20 protein-coding genes are annotated in these 15,718 nt (G+C 58.1%); 18 read left to right on the top strand and 2 right to left on the bottom strand.

Annotated elements, in window-relative coordinates; all coding sequences use genetic code 11:
* The first annotated feature begins 131 nt into the window (after nucleotides 1-131).
* A complete protein-coding gene (uppI, locus tag BLU28_RS19390) occupies nucleotides 132-1,202 on the top strand; it encodes a polysaccharide biosynthesis UDP-hexose transferase UppI (RefSeq protein WP_006699578.1) in 1,071 nt (356 codons plus the stop codon).
* Between the two features lie 2 nt (nucleotides 1,203-1,204).
* A complete protein-coding gene (uppG, locus tag BLU28_RS19395; RefSeq protein WP_168247058.1) occupies nucleotides 1,205-2,284 on the top strand; it encodes a polysaccharide biosynthesis glycosyltransferase UppG in 1,080 nt (359 codons plus the stop codon).
* A gap of 36 nt (nucleotides 2,285-2,320) precedes the next feature.
* Here uppG and BLU28_RS19400 read toward each other — a convergent pair whose 3' ends face one another.
* Nucleotides 2,321-3,391, bottom strand: a complete 1,071-nt coding sequence (locus BLU28_RS19400; RefSeq protein WP_168247033.1) for a GNAT family N-acetyltransferase — start codon at nucleotides 3,389-3,391, stop codon at nucleotides 2,321-2,323.
* A gap of 534 nt (nucleotides 3,392-3,925) precedes the next feature.
* On the opposite strand from BLU28_RS19400, the gene uppW reads away from it, so the two are divergent.
* From uppW to BLU28_RS19420, 3 genes are all read left to right on the top strand, one after another.
* On the top strand, nucleotides 3,926-5,302 hold the full coding sequence (gene uppW / locus BLU28_RS19405) for a Wzy-type polysaccharide biosynthesis protein UppW (RefSeq protein ID WP_004443210.1): 1,377 nt from the start codon (nucleotides 3,926-3,928) through the stop codon (nucleotides 5,300-5,302).
* A gap of 471 nt (nucleotides 5,303-5,773) precedes the next feature.
* The gene (locus BLU28_RS19410; protein ID WP_077987292.1) at nucleotides 5,774-7,723 is read left to right on the top strand and encodes a methyl-accepting chemotaxis protein; all 1,950 of its coding nucleotides are present in this window, start codon (nucleotides 5,774-5,776) and stop codon (nucleotides 7,721-7,723) included.
* Nucleotides 7,724-8,242: 519 nt separating this feature from the next.
* Nucleotides 8,243-9,508, top strand: a complete 1,266-nt coding sequence (locus tag BLU28_RS19420) for a tyrosine-type recombinase/integrase (protein WP_077987293.1) — start codon at nucleotides 8,243-8,245, stop codon at nucleotides 9,506-9,508.
* Here the strand turns inward: BLU28_RS19420 and BLU28_RS19425 are convergent.
* A complete protein-coding gene (locus BLU28_RS19425; RefSeq protein WP_077987294.1) occupies nucleotides 9,505-9,966 on the bottom strand; it encodes an Arc family DNA-binding protein in 462 nt (153 codons plus the stop codon). The two genes, BLU28_RS19420 and BLU28_RS19425, sit on opposite strands and share 4 nt — an antisense overlap.
* A gap of 119 nt (nucleotides 9,967-10,085) precedes the next feature.
* Between BLU28_RS19425 and BLU28_RS19430 the strand changes: the two genes are divergently transcribed.
* The 13 genes from BLU28_RS19430 to BLU28_RS19485 all read left to right on the top strand — a co-directional run bounded on the left by BLU28_RS19430 (nucleotide 10,086) and on the right by BLU28_RS19485 (nucleotide 15,670).
* A complete protein-coding gene (locus tag BLU28_RS19430; RefSeq protein ID WP_077987295.1) occupies nucleotides 10,086-10,322 on the top strand; it encodes a hypothetical protein in 237 nt (78 codons plus the stop codon).
* 92 nt (nucleotides 10,323-10,414) lie between these two features.
* Nucleotides 10,415-10,750: a hypothetical protein gene (locus BLU28_RS19435; RefSeq protein ID WP_077987296.1), complete on the top strand. Its 336-nt coding sequence runs from the start codon at nucleotides 10,415-10,417 to the stop codon at nucleotides 10,748-10,750.
* Entirely contained in the window at nucleotides 10,747-10,959 is a 213-nt protein-coding gene (locus BLU28_RS19440; protein ID WP_077987297.1) for a hypothetical protein, read from the top strand. The genes BLU28_RS19435 and BLU28_RS19440 overlap by 4 nt, the downstream gene beginning before the upstream one ends.
* Complete coding sequence (locus BLU28_RS19445; RefSeq protein WP_139190410.1) at nucleotides 10,956-11,234, top strand: hypothetical protein; 279 nt, start codon at nucleotides 10,956-10,958, stop codon at nucleotides 11,232-11,234. Before BLU28_RS19440 ends, BLU28_RS19445 begins: the two co-directional genes overlap by 4 nt.
* Complete coding sequence (locus BLU28_RS26380) at nucleotides 11,231-11,398, top strand: hypothetical protein (protein ID WP_175477713.1); 168 nt, start codon at nucleotides 11,231-11,233, stop codon at nucleotides 11,396-11,398. Before BLU28_RS19445 ends, BLU28_RS26380 begins: the two co-directional genes overlap by 4 nt.
* Nucleotides 11,395-12,228, top strand: a complete 834-nt coding sequence (locus BLU28_RS19450; RefSeq protein ID WP_077987298.1) for a hypothetical protein — start codon at nucleotides 11,395-11,397, stop codon at nucleotides 12,226-12,228. The genes BLU28_RS26380 and BLU28_RS19450 overlap by 4 nt, the downstream gene beginning before the upstream one ends.
* A complete protein-coding gene (locus BLU28_RS19455; protein ID WP_077987299.1) occupies nucleotides 12,228-12,503 on the top strand; it encodes a DUF6074 family protein in 276 nt (91 codons plus the stop codon). The genes BLU28_RS19450 and BLU28_RS19455 overlap by 1 nt, the downstream gene beginning before the upstream one ends.
* On the top strand, nucleotides 12,500-12,796 hold the full coding sequence (locus BLU28_RS19460) for a hypothetical protein (RefSeq protein ID WP_077987300.1): 297 nt from the start codon (nucleotides 12,500-12,502) through the stop codon (nucleotides 12,794-12,796). Before BLU28_RS19455 ends, BLU28_RS19460 begins: the two co-directional genes overlap by 4 nt.
* On the top strand, nucleotides 12,793-13,233 hold the full coding sequence (locus BLU28_RS19465; protein ID WP_077987301.1) for a hypothetical protein: 441 nt from the start codon (nucleotides 12,793-12,795) through the stop codon (nucleotides 13,231-13,233). The genes BLU28_RS19460 and BLU28_RS19465 overlap by 4 nt, the downstream gene beginning before the upstream one ends.
* Nucleotides 13,230-13,691 carry a hypothetical protein gene (locus tag BLU28_RS19470; RefSeq protein WP_077987302.1) on the top strand — a complete coding sequence of 154 codons (462 nt, stop codon included), beginning with the start codon at nucleotides 13,230-13,232 and terminating at the stop codon, nucleotides 13,689-13,691. Before BLU28_RS19465 ends, BLU28_RS19470 begins: the two co-directional genes overlap by 4 nt.
* A 61-nt stretch (nucleotides 13,692-13,752) precedes the next feature.
* The gene (locus tag BLU28_RS19475; protein WP_175477714.1) at nucleotides 13,753-14,631 is read left to right on the top strand and encodes a ribonuclease H family protein; all 879 of its coding nucleotides are present in this window, start codon (nucleotides 13,753-13,755) and stop codon (nucleotides 14,629-14,631) included.
* Entirely contained in the window at nucleotides 14,628-15,056 is a 429-nt protein-coding gene (locus BLU28_RS19480) for a hypothetical protein (protein ID WP_077987304.1), read from the top strand. Before BLU28_RS19475 ends, BLU28_RS19480 begins: the two co-directional genes overlap by 4 nt.
* Nucleotides 15,053-15,670, top strand: coding sequence for a DUF6362 family protein (locus tag BLU28_RS19485; RefSeq protein WP_077987305.1), 618 nt, complete (start codon nucleotides 15,053-15,055; stop codon nucleotides 15,668-15,670). Before BLU28_RS19480 ends, BLU28_RS19485 begins: the two co-directional genes overlap by 4 nt.
* Nucleotides 15,671-15,718 lie beyond the last annotated feature (48 nt).

Genomic DNA, 15,718 nt, shown 5'->3' on the forward strand with positions numbered 1-15,718 from the left:
GTTTTGAGAATGGAGCGTGCCGGGTCCATCCGGATGTGCGGGAACGCTCCGACATTTTGGGCTGCGCATCGTTGCTGGCGAAAATCGATCCCGGTTTTCCCTCGATGCGCCGGGGTTGTGGAGGCGGATGAATGCGGATCGGGCGGCGGAATTTTCTGGGCGGTGCGGCAAGCGCAGGCCTTTTGCACGCCGTGACCGGCACGGCCTCTGCCGCGCAGAAAAAAACCTCGACCAAAACCGCCCCTTACGGCGCGGCCATTTATCTGCCTGACCTCACCGCCGATAGCCGCATCGGCGAGGCGATCGTGAAATATTGCTCGCGCATCACCCCCGTGACTGAAATGAAATGGGAGGTCATGCGGCCATCGGAAGCGGTGTTCGATTTTGCGCCCGCCGATGCACTCGCCAACTTCGCGCGCCAGCACAAGCTTTCCATGCATGGCCATCCGCTGATCTGGTACGCCTCAAATGCCCCCTGGATTGCCGGCATCGGTGGCAGCGGCAAGGTCGAGAAGCTGATGGAAACCCATATCGTCAAGGTGATGGAGCGTTACGGGGATGTGGTCCATAGCTGGGACGTGGTGAACGAACCGATCCCGGATGTTCCCGGCAATGTGCGCGCCCGGCGTGACGCCTGGTATTACGGCGCCGGGCCGGACGCCATCAAGAAGGCCTTCGATATCGCCCATCAGGTCGATCCGAAAGCGCAGCTCGTTCTCAATGAATATGACGTGGAATTCGCGGTCGAAAAATCGCCGGCCAAGCGCGAGGCGTTCCGCAATCTCATTCTCGAGCTTCTGGAAAAAGGGGCGCCTATCAACGCCATCGGTCTGCAGGGGCACCTGCGCGGCGGCTGGCCGATCGCCAAGGACGAGCTTGCCGCCTTCGTGACGGAAATGCGCGGTTACGGCCTTGCCGTTCTGGTGACGGAGCTTGATGTGATGGACCAGACGCTGCCCGGTCCGGAAGCGGAACGCGATTTACTGATCAACGGTCAGGTCCGGGATTTTCTTGAGGCGGCCTCGGCCGGCGGCCCGCTTTCCTCGATCACCACATGGGGTATTTCGGACCAGTATACCTGGATCCGCTGGGCCTATCCGCGTCGTGACGGCACGGCGAACCGACCGTTGCCGCTCGACTGGAGCTTCAACGAAAAACCCATGATGGCCATCATCAATGAATTCCGGAACCGTGGTGCGTGACTATGAATGCTGAAATGCCGCTTCCTCCCGTCCAGAAAGCGCTGCAGGTCAATCTGCATCCCTTCGACGCTCCGCATGCCGCATTGACGTTGCCGCATCAGCTACGGGTCTGGGGCGGACAGGTGGACCGCATTCTACTGACGGTCGATACCGGCCAGGTGGGGGCGGGTCGCTACAAGGGCAAAGGCTTCGAAGCGTCGCGCAAACGACTTTTCGACATGCTGGAGGAAATGCAGATCAACTATCCGCATCTCGTCGTCGATATCGTCGATTACAGTGATGAGGCGCGCAAGGCGGTGTCCGAGACCTTCTTTTCCCGGTCGGCGGTTCCCTATCCCGCCAAGGCTTTCGACGGCGGTCCTTTCCACGTCTATTTCCACGGTCTTAAACGGGCCAACGCCCGTTACGTGCTGCACATGGACAGCGACATGATGTTTGGCGGCGGCAGCCAGAGCTGGTTTTCCGAGGCGATCGCGCTGCAGAAAGCCAATCCGGATGCGCTGTGCATCACGCCGTTTTCCGGGCCGCCGACAGTGCGGGGCGATCTCGATATTTCCCGCCATGTCGGCATGCCCGGCGTGAAGAACATTCCTGAGCCGCGCAAGTTGCCGTCGCGTATTCCCACCTGGCGCTTCGCCACCGTTTCCACACGTCTTTTCATGATCGACATGGAACGCTTCGCCAAGCGGATCGGTTCGCTGGAACTGCTCAGGCCCGATTTCAAACGGCGCATCCGCTCCTATGCCTATAATCAGCAGCCCGTCTCGATGCCTGCTGAGGAGGTGTTGAGCACCAACATGATGCGCAGCGGCGTCTACAGGCTGGATTTTCTCGGTACGGGTAAAGGCATGTATTCACTGCACCCGCCTTATCGCTCGCCGGAATTCTATTCGGCGCTCGCTTCCATCGTCGAGCGGATCGAAAAGGGCGATATACCCGAAGGTCAGCTCGGCGATTTCGATATCAACGGATCGATGGTGGACTGGACCAGCGCGCTGGCGGCCAAGACACGCTCCAAACGTTACGCGAAGGCCCTGCGCCATCTGATATCGGCCAATGTGGGGCGTTTTACCAAGGCTTGAGGCGGCGGCCCGGCTGGTGCCGGTCTGCGCGGGGCCTCAATAATCGGTGATGAGTTTGCTCCAGCTCTCCGAGCATAGTCCGCCTATATAGATATCCCCGGCCAGCGCCCTTTCCCTCAGCAGATCGTCCCGGGTGGCCATGCAGAAATATCCGTCATGGCGGAAGCTCATGTGGTTCTGGCGGTAAAGCGCGTTGATCAGAAAGGGCTGCGCCATGCCAGTGACATGGGCGTAATTCTCACCGTCAAAATGGTGGAACAGTGTGTTGAGGACATCGTTTTCGCGGCCGGCATCACAGACGAGATTGAGCACATAGGCGGTTCGCGCCGGCTGGCCGAAAAACAGGGCGGCTCCCATGACATGACCTTCGGCCGTCTCGATCGCCAGGCTTTTCAGTTCGCCCAGGCTCTCATTCGTCCTGCTCATGCCGATCAGCCAGTGAAATTCGTCATGGGACCATTCCGGGCGGACGGAAAAACGCTCGATCATCGGCAGCGCTGCGCGGCGGAAGGTTTCGAAATCCGCTTCTTTTACCCTGGCGCCCGGAGCCTGCTGCGGCCGGAGGCCTTTTTTCCATTTGCGCAGGACGCCGTCCACGAAGCCGAGCGCCGCCAGGGCAAGCGTTGTCTTGGCCAGTTTCGAACGGCGCGGCATGCGCAGTGCGATGGTTGAGAAGGGCTTCAGCGCCTTGTGCCATTGCAGGCTTTCGATGGGCAGCATGTTGCCGCCGGTCGCAACCCAATGGTCGGCGCTGACAGGCGAGGCTGTATCCGAAAACAGCATGTCGTGTTTCGATGCCCGCATGCCGCGGGACAGACGCGCGGCCCCGAGTGCGCCAAGTTTTCCATCCGACGCGAAAGCACAGAGCAGGCGTGCCGTAACGGTTCTTCCATTGGCGACAAACCGCATGGGCACGGCCAGAATGACGCTTGTCACGCCATTCTCTCCCGCATCGTAAACCACGCTGCCGTAATCCGGATCAAAAACGGGGCTGCTGAAGAACAACGTCTCTACATAGGAGCGAAAATCGAAGCTCGTCGTGGGCCCTGTCTTCCTGAATGCGCTGTTCAGCACCCGCTCGACAGCCGGCACGTCGTCCCTGCGCATGGGGCGGACGCCGGTTGAGCTTTGCGGCGCCGGGCATCGCGTCAACTGACCGTTATCGCTATCGTCCGTCCTGGTCTGCCTCGGAACGTCCACCCTGGGTCTCCAGCCTATGCGCATTTACGAAATCAACCCAAAGATATATCTTGAGTTGTTAATATACGCTAAATAGAGTATCTGCTGGCTGCGTGAGTATACCTCCGGCATGCGAAGACGGTTCTCTTGTCGTGCAAGTAGAGGCGGGCTTTCCGGCCAGGAATTTCGTGGTAAATATTAAGGAAATCAGCGCATTAAATTTTCGATGCGAAGTTAACGCCTGAGAGCCGTTCTTCAGGGCGCAGCTTCTTTCCCGGCAGTCCTTCTCCGTTTCTAGCCCTTTGACCTCGTTCCGGAAGCGCGGTCGGAAATGACGGAATTACTATTCTTCCGTGCATTATATATAACTAAAAAATAGGATTTTGGGAGGATATTCGGGTAACCGGATGAAGCATCGGACGGGATGGCGAGGCGGTGGAAAGAGGAAGAGAAAAACCCCTTATGGATGCACCGCATGACGGACAGGGGCGTGGCTACTGGCGGGACGCATTGTTTTATGTGACGTTCCTGTACTTCACAGTCGGTTTTTCGCCCTATATCTCGCTCTCCTCCACCTATCTGGGGTCCGCCATGGCGGCCGGGTCCAACCTGCTCAACCAGCTCACCGCAGTCATCCTGCTCTGCAGTTTTGTGGCATTCATGGCCAGGGAGCGCTCGTTCTCCATCATCCTTGCGCCGCGCCTGCTGACAGCGGCAATTTTCGGCTGGTTTGCCTTGACCTCGCTTCTCGGTGAAGCACCATCGTTTTCTCTACGTCGGCTTGTCATGTGCGCCATCATCTGCGTGCTCGCCGGCGGGTTCCTGCAGCTGCCGCGCACCGAGCGGCATTTTACCACGCTGCTCGCCACCTGCGTCCTCATCATATTGTTCCTGTGTTATTTCGGCGTCGTCGCCCTGCCTTCGCGGTCCATTCACCTGGCAAGCGATGCGCTGGAGCCGCTGCTGGCCGGCAACTGGCGCGGGGTCTTCCAGCACAAGAACGAGGCCGCATCGGTCATGGCGGTGCTGATCATCGTGTCGATTTATCTTTGCAGGCGCTGGTCCTTCATCGGCGGCCTCTCGGTGCTGCTGCTGTCGGTTTTCTTCCTGGTCAAGACAGGTGGCAAGACGGTGCTTGGCCTGATGCCGATCATCGTGGCAACCGGCTGGTTCATCGTTCGCTGGCCCCGGTGGCGTTATATGGTCGTGACCCTGCTTCTTTTGTTCTGCGCGGCCGTGACCGTGGGCACCACGGTAGACCCGGTGTTTTCACAGATGCTGACGAAAATGGGCATCGACGCCAGCTTTACGGGCCGAACCGATATCTGGGCTGTCGCCATCGATTACATCCGCAAAAGCCCGATCCTCGGATATGGTTACCAGGCCTTCTGGCGCAGCGATACGCTGATGTCGAGCTTCACCGAGGACAATAGCTGGGCGACCACCGCGCCGGCCTCCCATAGCGGCTATTTCGACCTGCTGCTGGAAGGTGGCGTGCCGGGGCTGGTTCTGGTGCTGATATGGATTTATCTGCTGCCGCTCCATAATCTCGGCAAAATGGACAGCGCCACGCGCAACAGTCCTTTGACGCGGCTTTATGTCGGCGTCTGGCTTTACGTCCTGCTATACGGCTTTCTGGAGACCCTGTTCCTTCTGAGCGCGGGTTTCGTCTGGTTTTTCCTGCTCGTCGCGATGATGGGCCTGCATCTGCAGGCCCATGCCAGCCTCGTCGAGGAAGAGGCGGAGCGGGAACCCGGCCAGTCCGGCGGCCCCGTGCGCAGTGTAGCGAAGCCGGGCGGCCCGCCTGCCGCACAACCGCAGGTCCTGCATTCCCGGTGATGGTTCTAGATGCGCCGGCACCGCCGGCCGCGCTGCGGTCGGGTAATGATGCAAGATCACTGCTCCATACCGGTTCCATCATTTGATATCGCGGGCAGGAGCTGCACCGCGAATCCCTGTCGGCACCTGCAATTTTTCGGCGTGAAGAAATTATAAAGTTTTTGATCATAATTATTTTGCGATAAAAGGAATCGCGAGCAGCCCATTGATCGGCTCTGCTCAGCTTTTCCTCAAGATGCGGCCTGGCGCCTGGCCTTTCAGGGGCGCCATGCCACGGGGGGAGACGACCTGTGCGTATTGCGGGGACAGGCCCGGACTTTCTTCGGCGTATGCATGATGCAGAGGCAATCCCAGCCGATGATGCGGCTATCGAAGCCCTGATGACCGGGGTCCTCGACGTGCCATGCCAGCCTTGCCGAACACCTCCTGTGGCACGGGGAAGGAGCGGTTTTTTCATGACGTGAGGTTTCCGTGTCCTTTCTCCAGAACGCCAGCATCCGCACCAAAATTCTTTCCCTCATTCTGCCGATCTGCATCGTCGGTCTTGGCGCCACCGGCTTCATGTCCGACCGCTACAAGCACGCGGACACGGCCTACTCCGATTTTATCGCCAAAGACAACGCCGCCCTGGTGGAGCTTGCCCGGGCAAACCGCAACCTGCAGTCCATGGCCTATGGTGCGTATCAGATCATGGTTTATGACGCCAATAGCCCCGACTTTAAAATCGTGAAGCAGGAATATGCGGGGGACAGGGCAGAGGTGGTAACGCGGCTGGACGATGTCAAAGCCATTTTTCCGGAAGAGACAGCAGCACTCGACAGGCTGTTGCAAGACGTCAAGGCCATTATCGCCATCACGGACAAGGCCGTGGAATTCGGTTCGGCCAACCGCAACCAGGAATCCGCTGCGGAGCTTCTGAAGGCTGACGTCGCCATGCGCGCTACGGGCGCCGACATCGCCAATCTTCTTGACAAGCTTGCCAAGGGTGTCGTCAAGGGAAGCGACGACCTGACCGATCAGACCAATTCGACCATCCTCACCTCGCTGATGGCTGTCGGCGTTGCTTTCGCGACCGGCATTATTCTGGCGCTTTTCGTGGCTTCGCGCGGCATCACCACGCCGATTGCCCGCCTGCGCGAGCGCATGGTCTCGCTGGCCGCCGGTGAAACGACGGCGGAAATCGACGGAATGGCACGCAAAGACGAAGTCGGCCAGATGGCGCAGGCGGTTCAGGTTTTCCGTGAAAATGCCATCGAGCGCATTCGTCTCGAGCGGGAAACCGAAGCGAACCGCAGCCTGTCGGAACACGACCGGATCGACCGTGAGCAGCAGAAGGCGAAGGAAGCGGCCGACGTCAAATTCGCCGTCGACAACCTCGCTGCCGGTCTCTCGAAACTCTCCGACGGCGATGTCTCCTACCGCATCCGCGAGCCGTTCACGACAACGCTCGATACCGTGCGCAACGATTTCAACACATCGGCGGAAAAGCTGCAGGCAGCCCTGACCCGTGTTGCGCAGAACGCCAACGGCATTGGCGCGGGGGCAAACGAAATCAAATCGGCCGCTGACGATCTGGCGAGACGTACCGAACAGCAAGCGGCGGCCGTGGAGGAAACCGCTGCGGCCCTGGAGGAGATAACCACGACCGTGCAGGATTCCACCAAACGCGCGCAGGAGGCGGGCCTGATCGTCAGTCGCGCCAAGGCGGGCGCGGAACAATCTGGCGAAGTGGTGCGCCGCGCCGTGGTCGCCATGGAGCAGATCGCGAATTCTGCCAATGAAATCAGCAATATCATCGGGGTGATCGATGAGATCGCCTTCCAGACAAACCTGCTTGCCCTGAATGCCGGCGTGGAGGCCGCCCGCGCCGGTGAGGCCGGCAAGGGCTTCGCCGTCGTGGCCCAGGAGGTGCGCGAGCTTGCGCAACGCTCCGCCCATGCTGCCAAGGAGATCAAGGCGCTGATCACCACCTCGAACGATCAGGTGCAGCAGGGCGTGCAGCTGGTGGGTGACACCGGCAAGGCGCTGGTGACGATCGTATCCGAAGTGCAGGAAATCAACCGCCACGTGGTTTCCATCGTGGAGGCGGCGCAGGAGCAGTCCTCGGGACTGCAGCAGATCAACACCGCGGTCAACCAGATGGATCAGGACACCCAGAAAAACGCGGCGATGGTCGAAGAAACCAATGCCGCAAGCCACAGCCTGGCCAAGGAGGTGGCCTCTCTCAACCAGTTGCTGTCGCAATTCCGCCTCGGCGACAGCGCCTATCAGCCGCAGAGCCAGCCCGCGCCGGTGCGCACCGCCGCCGGCGGCGAAAGACCGGTAGCATCACCCGTGCGTGCGCTCGGCCACAAGCTCGCTGCCGCCTTCGCGGGCAATGCCGCCCTCGACAGATCGAGAGATGAATGGCGTGAGTTTTGATCCTGCGACTTCATTCGCCTGAAACCAGCGCCCGGTGCTTCGACCACCGGGCGGCTTTTTGTGTCGGGGTTGTCGAAGACCCGATAGCTTATCTCAGACCACCACTGATCCGCCGCCGCCAGCCTTCGGCCATCGCCTTCAATGCTTCAGTAATATCGATCGGGACGGAGTCTAACGGCGTTTTGGGGAAGACTGTTGCGACACGCAATTGTCAAGCACGCTGCCTGGCGGATGCGGCAACGCCTCCATAGGCTTCCGTCAAAAAACGGTGCGTGGCAATCCGGGGCGATACGTTCTGCGTAAAATGGCGCACCCGACAGGATTCGAACCTGTGACCTTTGGAATCGGAATGCAGCCGTAAACTATTTACCGTTGCTTCCTCTTGTTTACCTCAATGCGATTTTGTTATCAATATCAGAAGGTAATGGCTTTCTGCGATTACAACGGTTGGGATCGAGTTTACCGCAATTTGCTTCCTGCTGCTTCCTATACGCTTCCTGCTGCGGTGAGGTTTTCGGTATGTCAAAGCTCACGAAACGAATGATAGACGCTCTCCAGCCGAGGGACAAAGACTATTTCGAATGGGACGATGAACTGGCTGGCTTCGGCGTTCGCGTATGGCCGACAGGCAAGAAAACCTATGTCGCTCAGTACCGGGCAGGGAAGCAGACGAGGCGCTTCAAGATCGGCAGCCACGGCGCCCTCACAGTCGAGGAGGCCAGGAAGCAAGCCAAGACTGTCCTAGGCGATGTGGCGCGCGGGGAAGACCCGCAGCAGGACCGAGCCACACGCCGGAAGTCGCTTACTGTCAAAGACCTCTGCGACGCCTATTTCGCGGCGGCCGACAAAGGTCTGATCTTCGGGAAGCGCGGCAAGCCAAAGAAGTCGTCAACGCTGTATGTGGATAGGGGAAGGGCGAACCGTCACATAATCCCGCTTCTTGGCAACAAACTTGTGCAGGATCTGACCACCGCTGATGTCGTCAAGATGATGCGAGATGTCACCGTGGGGAAGACGGCGCTGAACGAGAAGACCGAAAAGCTACGGGGCAGGGCCATCGTGCAAGGTGGAGCCGGCACCGCATCGCAAGCCGTCACGCTCATGAGTGCAATCCTAACCTATGCGGCGTCCGAGGGCATCGTTCCTCACAATGTTGCCCGCGGCATACAGAAACCCGCCGTAGGAAGGCGCACGCGACGTTTGACCGCTGACGAGTATCTGTCGCTCGGCAAGGTGCTGGACGCGTCACAGGGCGAGCCATGGCAAGCGGTGGCCGGTATCAAGTTGTTCTTACTCACCGGCTTCCGTCTTCAGGAAATTGCGGCTCTAAAATGGAGAGAAGTGGACGAGGCTGGCAGTTGCTTCAGGCTTGGTGACAGCAAGACGGGCGAGAGCGTTCGGCCAGTGGGAAGACCCGTCTTCGACGTTCTGAAATCGCTTGAGCGCATTCCGGGAAATCCGCATGTCTTGCCATCCCCTCGAAAGGAGGAAGGGTATTACACGGCGCTGGACACGGCCATGGTGCGCGTTACGGAAGCCGCGAGGATATCTGGCGTCACGTCTCACACTTTGCGGCACAGCTACGCCTCTGTGGCTGGCGACCTAGGTTTCACAGAGATTACGATATCGGCGTTGCTCGGCCATGCTGCGGGCAACGTCACACAGCGCTATGTGCATCATCTGGACACGGTACTGATCGCGGCGGCCAACAAGGTTTCAAGCGAGGTCGAGCGGATGATGACCGGCAAGTCTGCCAAGGTCATTGAATTGCCGAGACGGGCTTAGTCCTTGTTTTTGTCGGTGACCCCTTGATCCAATTCGAACGGATCACCGTCGCCTTCGAAAGCCGGCTCTTCGAGAAACGGACTTTCGTTGCGCTCACGCCAATTGTCCATCTCCATTTCTTGCCAATACTGCAGACGCTCCTCGACCATGGATTTGAACTTAGGGTCAACGCCGTGACCTAAGTTGCGAACGGTCTCCTCAATTTCCTGAATAAGATAATCGACGCCTGCAGGCGTATCCTTTGAGTCCTTCAGCATGGAGACCATGTTGGCTAGCTCAAGAAGCTTTTCTTCTAGCGTCACTTCAGCCGGGAAGTGTTTTTCGAGGCACCAAACTATAGCCTCGTTCATAGACATGCCAGCTTGTTCCGCCTTCACCTTGATTCGATCTCGCATTCCAGGCGGCAAGCGCAGTTGGAACTGGTCATAGTCTTTGACCTTCGATTTTTCCCGCTTCATTTTCAAACACTTCCCGAAATCATATCACATAGTGCTAGGTTGAGCTTGACCTAACCACGGTTTTACCTCTTAATACAATCATAGCACAGAATGCTATGACGAATTAAGGAGATGGTTAAGTGACAGTTACGACCGAACGCCCGAGGCTTCGACGCGCAGAAGTCCCGGCCTACCTGCTCGCGAAGCACGGAATCCCGATCGCGCTCAATACTCTCAACAAGATGGCTACAGTCGGCGGCGGCCCTGCAATGAGATACGCTGGCCGCATCCCGCTCTACGATGTCATCGATCTGGATAAGTGGGCTGAAGAGCGCCTGTCAGGCCCTGTCTCATCGACGTCGGGTAGGGCGGCGTGATGGTCAACCGTACAAACGAAAATGGCCCGGCGAGCGTTGGCGCGCTCCCAGACCGTGGCTCAATCACTCACCCCTGCATGAGGAAAGAAGAAATGAACGAGGCAACGAATAGCACGGCGCCGGCCGTGGGACAAGAATTGATCTGTGACCGCGTGGAGCGACTGGCATTCGAGTTGTCCGAAGCTCTGGCCGAATGGAACAACGGGACATTCATGGGCATGGTTCATCCGTCCGGCCATGCAATGGGAGTTTACTTCCGCCAGGTGGGTGCAAGCCCCGAGGCTCGTCTCGCATATGCTGCGGAATCCTATCAGAAGTGTGCTCGCGACGTGGACCCGTCCGCAACAGAATGGTGGGAGCTCCGCACGCCAGATGAAAGCTTGGCGCAGCGCTTCGTTCTTATTGGCGCACGGGAGAAAATGGCATGAGCGCCCCTTCTCTCGCACAGCGTCAGCTTCTCGACATCGCCAACATGGTCTCCGTCGTGAAGAACCTCAACAACGCGCTTTTCATGGCATGCACCGATGTCGGGGACATGGAGAAAATCAACGCGCTTCACTCCGTCATCGATGAGATCAACAATCGGATCGAAATCCTTGGCGACCGGATCGATGCAGTTCGGGAGGTGCTGGCATGAGACAGTCGCCCCTAGAAATCACCCGCGCCCGCCTCGAAGCGAAAATTGAGGAACTGGTTGCCCTTCTTGATCTGGTCGATGGCGACTGCGACCTAGAAGACAACAACGACGCCGAACCGTCTCTCGGCACTGGCGGCAGGCTTGGCCGTGACGGCGTTGAAGACGACCTGGAAGACGACACGGCCGACAGCGAACACAGCATGGGGTGGGCCAATCCCCGCTTCGGTGACAGCCCGCTGCCCGCCGGATGGTGTATGGGAGATTGGGAACAATGACCACCCCCATCGAGAAAGCCGCCATGTGGCTGTCAGAGCAACCGCAAGACCTGCCGAACAAGCTGGCCATGCTCCAGAACATTTTCAGCCTGACGGCGGCGCAAGCAGCCCAGGCACTCACCTTGGCGAACCAGTACCGCCAGAAACGGAGGGCGTTCGGTTGAAGGCAATCCACAAGTCGAACCGTGATGGCTCCGAGCGCGTAATGCTCGGTAAAGTCATCTGGAAGGAGAAGCCGGCGCACAAGAAGGCGCACAGGCTGGATTGGCAACACTCGAAAGAATTTCAGCGTTTGCGGGAAATTGAGAAGGTTATCCGCCACCGACACGGCGGTATGATCCCAGATCCGGTTGGGACGGACGATTTTGATCTGTGCATCTCATATCTTCGGGCTGTCGCTCTCACGCCACGTTCGCAGGATGTGGCTTCATGGTGCTTAAAGTGGGCGCCTTGGATCGATCCCGTCACGCTGCAAACGCTGTCGGCGCTCGGTCTTAATCGTCGGTGGATGATCAAGGCCGATGCTGTCGCAAAGATGCTTCTCGTCACCATGGAAGAAAGATCAAAGCTCGGGCTCCGGACCATAGGCGCCTGCGATATGGACCGCGAGGAGAGAAACAGGACTGCCAAGGCGACCAAACAAGAACGCGACCGTAACAGACAGGAACAGAAGCGCAGAGCTGAAGGTCGAGCGGATCGCAAGTCCTACGAGGCGGCATCACTCTCGAAGCTTCAACCGTGGTTGGCAGAAGGCATTACCCGTCGAACATGGGAACGGAGGCGTGTCGCAAGTCTATCGCGAATAGAAGAAACATGGATTGGCGACACACTTGCGTCAAAGCCAGAAAATCAACAGGCGGCACAACAATCTCGATCAGGACAAGCTCGCGCAGCGGGGTTGTCTGCGGGTCTGGGGGATCATCCCCCAGCGGGGCTCCAAGGGGCAGTGCCCCATGGGAACGGCGACGGTTTCCAGAATGGGAGGGCGGCCTGATGGAAGTCACTCAGACCGCGCAAATCATACCTTTCCCTGTCGATCATGAAGTTCTGTTCATCAGGGACACGGCCCGCATTCTTATGATCCGTCAGGGCGCTGCTGCTGAACGCTTTTGGCAGATGACCTGCCGGCGGCTTTACGCTCGCCTTCAGGTTCAGGGAATGGCGCATGCCGACATCGACAGGGAAGTGAAAAGCTTTTCCGCAGCTGTGTTCGCGCAGATTGACCGTGTGAATGCCCTCCAACATCACAATCCCAGAGGTGCAGCATGATCCTGCGCCCGATCTGCGATTATTTGGATTCCGATGGCCGTCGCTTCGTGTTTACCGGCTTCGGTGAATCTAACGGCCTTGCTTACGGATTGGCTCTCGATCCCCGCCCCAAACGCTGGCGCCATAGACGAGCCGCCTATGACCAGACGCTTGGCGATCTGATGGGCGAGAATGCCGTTCTTATCTGCCTTTGGCCCGCTAACGACTGGGCCATCGTGTCCTTCTTCAAATTCGCACCAGATGAAAACCGCACCGGCTTCAAATGCCGGGTTTATGGAGAACTCATCGGATGAGCAGCCTTGTACCTATCGAGCCCGGCCAGTGGATTCTGTCGTTCCACCAGCCCTATGGCCTGTACGACGGCAAGACGATGGAAAGTCGCCTTGAAGAAATGGCCTTCCGGCACTGGATGGACGGCACCAGCGCGGAGGAGATGTTCCTCGTTATGCAGGCGAAGAAGGTAATGCCCAACACCTTCACGGTGTCTGGAAATGGTCGCTATGTCAGTGATGGCGACCGCCTATATCGTTTCAACGTCGTCGCCGCCTTCTCAACCAAAGAGGCTGGAATCGCCCTGCGCGATAAACTGTTCGGCATTGGCGAGGACGTTGGCGACCGCATCGAAAAAGAAATGTATCGCCGCATCGAGAAGTTTTCAGCAAGAGAAGAGGCGAAAGGCATCAAGCGCGTCCATCGCTGCCTTCCTTACTTTTTCGGGGGCGGCCAATGACCGTGACCAGTCTCAACCCCGCATCTCAATTTGATGTAGCGCTCGTCCGCAACGCCGCCGCCGACTTGCGGCCGATGCTGATGTCTGTCCGCAACAAGGCGTTAGCGACGCAGCACCTTGTCCAAGGCGCGAAAAGCCTCGGCAGCATCGTCTTGTACTATGCGAAATGGCTAGGCGTCTGGCACAAGTCAGGTCTTGAGACGACCTGGGCTATGCATTTCAGCGGTCAGCAGTTCCCCAACGGCCGGCACGCTGTCGCGGCTCTGCAAATCAAGACGGAGATGGCAGCGGTCACTGCGCTTGTCTCCGGTAAAGCCCACTGGATTGCGCTTCCTCACCTCGAGAGCACGCGCCGGGCGCTGATAACCAATCTCCTGAAAACCATGAACGCCTTGGACGCCGCGATTGAATCTTGCGCCGTTCTCGAAGGGCGCATCGAACGAGGACGCCTGAAATGATCCTGCTCGAAATCATCAAAATCAAGCTGCAACTGATTGCCCGTAAATGGAGGGTCGCGCGATGACATACACATTCCCACCGTCGCTGTACCCGCTGCGCGACTATCTCAAAGGCCAAGGCGCAGATACACGCGCTTTCGTCTCTGCTCGCCAGGCTGCCTTTATGTCCCAACAGTTGTTGGGAACTCGCGTAAAGTTTCCCGACAAGGGCGCCGACATGACATCGACGCTCTTTCTGATCCAGAAGGCCGTCACGGAAAAAGGTATTGCCACCATGGCAACACCTTCACCCATGAAGAGCAAAAAGAAGAAGGCCAAATCCCCATACGCGAACCTGAAGAGGGATAAGCCGAATTTCAGCCCGGAGGTCTTTGCCGAAGGCGTGCATATCTTCTGTGACGGAGCCTCCATTCCTAATCCGGGCGTCGGCGGCTGGGGCGTCGTTGTTTATGAGAACGGCCAAGAACTCTGGACTGTTTACGGAGGAGATCCGGACACGACAAACAACCAGATGGAGTTAACCGGCCTCCTGAACGCCATCAAAGAAGCCTGGAAGATTCTGGCTGACTCTGTCGAGATGACCATCTGGTGCGACAGCCAATATTGCGTTGAAGGCGTTAATGTCTGGATGAAGACATGGAAGTCGCGCGGATGGAGTAAGCGCAAATTGAACAGCCCGAAGCGTGAAGATGGGGGAATCGCCAACCTCGATCTGTGGAAGGCAATAGACGAAGCACTGAAGGACGTCCCGAGTTATGGCTGTGATCTGCATATAAAGTGGGTCAAGGGCCACGACGGCATAGCCGGCAATGAACGCGCCGACGAGTTGGCAGAGCGAGGCAGGCAACAGATTCTGGAACGGCAATCGGTTGAGCTTGGCTTGCTTGATGACGTGAACGAGCTCGACGCCCGGTTTCGTCAGATCATGGGGGCGGTGTGAGACATACCGTCAACATCTTCAACGTGGCCCGAGAATGCGGCGTCATCCTTCGCGACTGGCGGCACCACAGCCCGACCAGTCGGAAGGGGCGGGAATGCTTCTGCAAGCCGACGGTGCGCGAGATTGGCCAACTCCATGGCGAGGATCATCTGCGCCTTGTCCTGATGCTGATCACCGGCAACCCGCGGAACTCTGGGGAGCTCTATGCCGATGTCATCAAAGCGGTGTCCCGGCTGCTGGCCGCAAATCCAGACCTAATGCGCCGGCCGTCGCTGGTGCCAGACTTCAATCAAATTGACTTGAGCGCCGTTCGGCGTGGCGCTCGATTGACGGCAAGGAAATATGGAGTGGCTGCAAACGACGAGATTCTTGGAGCACTGAGAATGCATTTCGGCCTGTGGCCATATCGAGGAGAAGCGGCATGATGACGGTATTTGCTGAGTGGACATATGATCAGGTGCGGGCGCAGATCATTGAGGCGGCTCACACGCTGCGCGCCTCTCCGTCCGACGCTGGGCCGGGATTGAAGACTGGCGCCATGGCATCGGTGTTGCACGAGATGGTGGGTGCCTTTGGTGAGAGCGAGCATAACGTTCGTCGCGCGCCGCCATCAGCAGGTGCGATAAGCCGAATGTATCAGGTCTGGGACTGGATAAATGCCTACCTCGATGAGGACGCCCGCAAGATGGTCTACGAATACAGCTTCATCAAAACCCGAAAAGGCATCTACATCGAAGCCTATTTGCGAGAAATCGACATGTCGAGAAGTACTTTTGAACGCCGAATTCAATCGTATTGTCAACAGATTGCGGACAATCTCAACCAAAAGCATCAAATCCGGTTGACAGTGGCGCTGGACGGCATGACGGAAACCGGCGTAGAACGTGCATCAACAACGGTAAATTCAAAGAAATGCGCCACGGACTGGCGAGACAATGAAGTTACCGGCCAGAAGGAAAAGGTGAGGGCGGATAACCTCGCTTACGCCCAATGGCGCAACGAACGCCGCCGGCAGCTTCTGGAGCGTGCCGAGCGGTAGGCCGCAATCGATCCTTCTCCCTTGCGGAGAATTCGAACACCGGGACAC

It is taken from the genome of Agrobacterium pusense (assembly GCF_900102105.1).
In the GTDB taxonomy this organism is placed as follows: domain Bacteria; phylum Pseudomonadota; class Alphaproteobacteria; order Rhizobiales; family Rhizobiaceae; genus Agrobacterium; species Agrobacterium pusense.